This window comes from Pseudomonas boreofloridensis, assembly GCF_030580795.1.
GTDB lineage: Bacteria > Pseudomonadota > Gammaproteobacteria > Pseudomonadales > Pseudomonadaceae > Aquipseudomonas > Aquipseudomonas boreofloridensis.
In genome coordinates, this window is sequence record NZ_JAUQOQ010000001.1 from 1 (window position 1) to 6,460 (window position 6,460).

Consider the following 6,460-nt stretch of genomic DNA (forward strand, 5'->3'; position numbering starts at 1 on the left):
CCTCGGCGGCGGCCTGGGCGAAGGTCGCCAGATCCGCAGATTCGAACAAGGCCCGCAGCGGTACTTCCAGGTTCAGGCGCTGGCGGATGCGTGAGGTCACTTGCGTGGCCAACAGCGAATGACCGCCCAGCGCGAAGAAGTTGTCGTGCAGACCCACTTGCTCAACGTTGAGCACTTCGCTCCAGATCGCAGCCAGTTGCTGTTCCAGTGCCGTGCGCGGGGCGACGTAGCCTTTTTGCAGTTGGCTGGCGTCTGGCTTGGGCAGGGCCTTGCGGTCCAGTTTGCCGTTGGCGGTGAGCGGCCAGGCGTTCAGCACCAGGAAATGGGTCGGAACCATGTAGTCCGGCAGTTGAGCTTTCAGGTGCTGCTTGAGCGCGTCACGCAGTTGGCTGTGATCGACTTGCGTATCCTGCGCGATCAGATAGGCCGCGAGTTGCTTGCCCCCGGCCCCGTCGATATCCAGCACCAGCACTTCACGCACCGCCTCGTGGGCATGCAGGCGGGCTTCGATTTCACCCAGCTCGATGCGGAAACCGCGAATCTTCACTTGGTGGTCGATGCGGCCGACGTATTCGATCACTGCCTGGCTGCGGTAGCGGGCCAGATCGCCGGTGCGATACAGACGACCGCCCTCGCGGGAGAACGGATCCGGTACGAAGCGCTCGGCAGTAAGCGAAGGCCGGTTGTGGTAACCGCGCGCCAGACCGGCATGGCCGACGTGCAATTCGCCGCTGCAACCTGGGGCCACTGGGTTGAAATCGGCGTCCAGTACGTACATCGACAGATCAGGAATTGCAGCGCCGATGGGGCTGCTGGTTTGTTGCGTGTCTTCGAAACGGATCGGGCGATAAGTCACGTGCACCGTGGTTTCGGTGATGCCGTACATATTGACCAGGTTGTCGCAGTCTTTGCCGAAACGCTCGAACCAGGGCTGCAAGGCAGGTACATCCAGAGCTTCGCCGCCGAAGATGACGGAGCGCAGGGCCAGGTCGGAAGCACTTTCACACGCGACACGCATCAGCGGCTTGAATGCCGACGGCGTCTGGTTCAGCACCGTGACGCCCTGCTCGACCAGTAACTGGTGGAAGTCTTCAGGAGAGCGCGTCACCTCACGCGGCACGATCACCAGACGCCCACCGTGCAGCAGCGCACCGAAAATTTCCCAGACCGAGAAATCGAAGGCGTACGAGTGGAACAGGGTCCAGACATCATTCTGGTCAAAGGAGAACCAGTTCTCGGTCGCCTTGAACAAGCGCAATACGTTGTGATGCGGGAGCAAGGTGCCCTTTGGTTTGCCAGTCGAACCGGAGGTATAGATCACATACGCCAAGTTATCCGGCTGAGTCAGGTGCTCAGGATTTTCATCGCTGTAGCCATCAAGATCGGCTTCAAGCACAAGACTACGCACCGAAGCCGGCACCGGCAGATTGGCCAGCAGGCGCTGTTGAGTCACCAGTAGCGCAATACCGCTGTCTTCGATCATGTAGCTCAGACGGTCCTGCGGATACTCCGGGTCCAAAGGCACATACGCCCCGCCCGCCTTGAGGATCGCCAACAACCCGATAATCATCTCGACCCCGCGCTCCACCGCCAGGCCCACCAGCACATCCGGCCCCACGCCCTGCTCGCGCAGCTTGTGTGCCAAGCGGTTCGCACGGCGGTTCAAGTCGCCATAGCTCAGCGACTGCTCGGCAAACGTCAGCGCAATGGCCTGCGGTGCCCGCGCAACCTGGGCTTCGATCAATGCTGGCAGGCACGACTCACGCGGATACTGCGCACTAGCGCCACACTCAGCGAGCAGCTGTACGCGCTCGGCGTCGTCAAGCAGCGGCAACTGCGCCACGCGCTGCGCCGCATCGTCGCAGAGGGCCTGCAGCAGGTTGCGCCACTGCCGGGCCAGGCGCTCGACGCTGCTACGGTCGAACAGCGCCGTGGCATATGTCAGCGTAGCGTCGAGGCCTTGGGCGTGCTCGGCGGTATCCAGCGTCAAGTCGAACTGGCTGGTCTGGCTGCCCCACTCCAGCGCTTCGACACACAGGCCCGCCACCTCGCGAATCGGGTCGTCGCCGTAGGTCTGATGGTTGAACAGCACCTGGAACAGCGGGTTATGGCTCAGGCTGCGCTCCGGCTGCAACGCCTCGACCAACTGCTCGAACGGCAGGTCCTGATGGGCCTGGGCCTGCAAGGCCGTGTGCCGGACCTGCTGCAGCAGATCGGCGACGGTCAGCTGGGGCGAGAATTCGGCCTTGAGCACTTGGGTGTTGACGAAGAAGCCGATCAGGCCCTCGGTTTCGGCACGCGTACGGTTGGCGATCGGCACCCCGACACGAATATCGCGCTGCCCGGAGACCCGGTGCAACAGGGTCTGGAACGAGGCCAACAACACCATGAACAGGGTCACGCCATGCTGGCGCGCCGTGACTTTCAAGGCCTGCGCCAACGCCGGCGGGAGGTTGACGTTCAGGCGCGCGCCGGCCGGGTCCTGCACCTGGCCGCGCGGGCGGTCCAGCGGCAGCTCCAGCAGCGGTTGCTCCTCGCCCAGTTGCTGGCGCCAGTAGGCCAACTGCCGGACCTGCTCGCCGCCTTCCATCCAGTTGCGCTGCCACGCCGCGTAGTCGGCGTACTGAAACGCCAAGGGCGGCAATACGCACGCCTGCCCCTGGCAGAAGCCGGCGTACAGGCGCACCACCTCATCGACCATGATCGGCATCGACCAACCGTCGGCCACGCTGTGGTGCAGGGTCAGCACCAACACATGCGCGTCTTCCTCCAGGCGCAGCAGACGCGCCCGCAGCAGCGGCCCCTGCTCCAGGTCGAACGGCTGTGCGACCTCCTCCGCCACCCGTGCCAGCACGGCGGCTTCGGTGACGGCCTCGACCGGCAGGTCGAATTCACTCGGCGCATGAATACGCTGCCAGGTTTGATCGCCGTGCTCGTGGAAAGTGGTGCGCAGGGTCTCGTGGCGGGCGACCAGCGCGCTGAAGCTGCGGCGCAGCGCCTGCACGTCCAGCGCGCCATTGAGCCGCAAGGCCGAGGGAATGTTGTAGGCCGCGCTGTCCGGCTGCAATTGCCAGAGGAACCACTGGCGCTGCTGGGCGTAGGACAGCGCCAGCGGCTGGCTGCGGTCGACATGAGTGAATGCCAGCGCCTGCTGGCCCGTGCCCTGCTCGGCGCGCTCGGCGAAAGCTTGCAGGTCGGCAGCCTCGAACAGGCTGCGCAGCGACACTTCCAGGTTCAGGCGCTGACGGATACGCGCAGTGACTTGGGTGGCCAGCAGCGAATGCCCACCCAGCTCGAAGAAGTTATCGCCCAGGCCCACGCGCTCGACCTTCAGTACCTCGGCCCAGATCTCGGCCAGACGCTGTTCCAGCACACTGCGCGGGGCCTGATAGTCAGCCTGCACCTGGCTGCTGTCGGGCTTGGGCAGGGCCTTGCGGTCGAGCTTGCCGTTGGGCGTCTGCGGCAAGGCGTCGAGGAAGATCAGGTGCGCAGGCACCATGTAGTCCGGCAGGCTGGCCTTCAGATGGCGCAGCAGGTCGCCGCGCAGCTCCGGCTGCAGCGGCGCGCTCGGCACCAGGTAGGCCGCCAGCTGTTTACCGGCCGGACCGTCGATGTCCACCACCAGCACTTCGCGAATGCCCGGGTGTTCGCGCAACTTGGCGTCGATCTCACCCAGTTCGATACGGAAACCGCGGATCTTGACCTGATGATCGACCCGGCCGGCGAATTCGATGACGCCGTCGGCGTTGTAGCGCGCCAGATCGCCGGTGCGGTACAGGCGCCCGCCTGCCCGGTCGCCGAACGGGTCGGGAATGAAGCGTTCGGCACTGAGCCCAGGACGCTGGTGATACCCGCGCGCCAGCAGTTCGCCTCCGACCAGCAGTTCGCCGATGGCGCCCGGCAGGGCCAGGTTGCCCGCAGCATCGACCAGGTAAATGCTGCGCCCGGCCAAGGCCTTGCCGATCGGAATCTGGCTAGGCAGCGGCGCCTGTTCAGTGACATAGGCGGTGCAGTCCTGGCTGGTGATGGTCACCGTCGCCTCGGTCGGGCCGTAGGTGTTGATCAGCTCGACATGAGCCAGGCCCGCCGCGCGCCACGCCGGCACCCCGTCGGCGGCCATCGCCTCGCCCCCCATGTGCACGCGACGCAGCGCGCCATAGGCGCGCGGGCCCTTGACGGCAAAATCCTTGGCCAGCATGTACCAGTAGGCCGTCGGCAGATCGCTGAAGGTGATGCCGTGCTCCAGCACCTGGCGATACCAGGTCTCGCTGTCCCACAGCGTCGGGCCGCGCAGCAGGATGCGCGCGCCGACGATCAGCGAGGGGTACAACTGCTCGACGAAGGCATCGAAGTTGAACGTGGAGAACTGCAGCACGCGGTCTGCATCGCTCAGTTGGCAGAACGCGGCGAAGCCCAGGGCATGCTCGGTCAGGGCCGCGGCGCTGATACCGACACCCTTGGGACGACCGGTGGAGCCGGAGGTGTACATGATGTAGGCCAGGTTCGCAGGCTCGGTCAGGTTCTGCGGATCGTCCTCGCTGCAGCCTTGCAGCCAGTCGTCGCCCTGGTCCAGGCACAGGCTGCGCACCTGCTCGGGCACGCTCAGCCGGGCCAGCACCGGGGCCTGGGTCAGCAGCAGGTGCAGGCCACTGTCTTGCATCATGTAGCTCAAGCGCTCGGCGGGATATTCCGGGTCCAGCGGCACATAGGTGCCCCCGGCCTTGAGCACCGCCAGCACGCCCACCACCATGTCCAGGCTGCGCTCGATGGCGATGCCGACCGCCACGTCCGGGCCAACGCCCAGTGCGCGCAGGCGATGGGCGATACGGTTGGCGCGACCGTTGAGGGCCTGGTAGGTCAGGGACTTACCCTCACAGTCCAGCGCAACAGCGTGCGGCGTCTGGGCCGCACGCGCCGCGATCAGTTCGTGCACGCAGCGCTGGTCGCTGAAGTCGACACGATGGGCACCCTGGTCCTTGAGCTGCTGCACCTGTGCGGCATTCATCAGGGCCAACTCGCCGATCAGTTGTCTCGGTTGACGGACGATCTCGCGCAGCAGGGCCTGCCAGTGACCCGCCAGGCGCTCGATGCTGCTGCGCTCGAACAGGTCGCAGGCGTAGGTCATGGCCGCCGTGAGGCCGTCGTCGCTTTCGTAGGTGTCCAGGCTTAGGTCGAGTTGCGCGGTGTAGCTGTCCCACTCCAGCCCTTGCACGCTCAAGCCCGGCAATTGCCGGGCGGCGCCACGCTGGGCGGCCTGGTGGTTGAACATCACCTGGAACAGCGGGTTGTGGCTCAGGCTGCGCTCCGGCTGCAAGGCTTCGACCAGTTGCTCGAACGGCAGATCCTGGTGCGCCTGGGCCTGCAAGGCGGTCTGGCGCACCTGTTGCAGCAGGTCGTTGAAGGTCAGGGTCGGCGTGAAGCGGGCATCGAGCACCTGGGTGTTGACGAAGAAGCCGATCAGGCCCTGGGTCTCGGCGCGGCTGCGGTTGGCCACCGGCACCCCGACGCGGATCTCGCCCTGACCGCTGTAGCGGTGCAGCACGGTCTGGAACGAGGCCAGAAGCAACATGAACAGGGTCACGCCCTGCTGCCGGGCCAGGTCCTTGAGCGCCTGGGCCAGCGACGCCTCGAAGGCGATGGGCAGGCGTGCGCCGCGCAAACTCTGCACCAGCGGACGCGGATGATCGGTGGGCAATTCCAGCACCGGCTGCTCACCCGCCAGACGCTCGCGCCAGTAACCCAACTGACGTTCCTGCTCGCCAGCCTGCATCCAGTCGCGTTGCCACAGGGCGTAGTCGGCGTACTGGATCGGCAACGCCGCCAGCGCCGCCGGCACACCCTGGCACTCGGCCTGGTACAGACGGATGAGCTCGTCGATCAGGATCGGCATCGACCAACCATCGCAGATGATGTGGTGCACGCACAGCATCAATACATGCTCATCGGCGCCCAGTGCCAGCAGACGCACCCGCAGCAGCGGCCCGCGCTCCAGGTCGAACGGCTGCTGCATGTGCGCCTCGACCCGCGCCTTGATGGCCGCCTCACGCTCGCCAGGGTCGCTCAGCGACAACGATTCGACCACCACCTCCATGGGCAGGCTCGCATGGACGATCTGCACCGCCTCGTCACCGTCCTGGGCGAAGGTGGTGCGCAGGGTCTCATGGCGTGCCAGCAACTGGTCGAAACTGCGCTGCAACGCCGCGCTGTCCAACTGGCCGTTCAAACGCAGCGCCGCCGGGATGTTGTAGGCGGCGCTGTGCGGGTCGAGCTGCCAGAGGAACCATTGGCGCTGCTGCGCGTAGGAGAGCGCTGTCCCGTCTGCAGGTTCCCTCCTGAAGATCGGGGTGACCCCGTAGAGATTGACACCCTGTCGCTTGAGCAAGGCAGCCAACGCCTTGCGCTCCTTGGTGGACAGCGACTTCACGGAGTCGAGCAGCTCTTGCACTTTGAAGGTCTCCCG

The 6,460-nt window shown here is 65.6% G+C and carries 1 protein-coding gene; it reads right to left on the reverse strand.

Annotation, left to right across the window (positions count from 1 at the left end):
• On the reverse strand, positions 1-6,445 hold a 6,445-nt coding region (locus Q6A47_RS00005; protein WP_304482471.1), incomplete at its 3' end, for a non-ribosomal peptide synthetase.
• Positions 6,446-6,460: the final 15 nt, after the last annotated feature.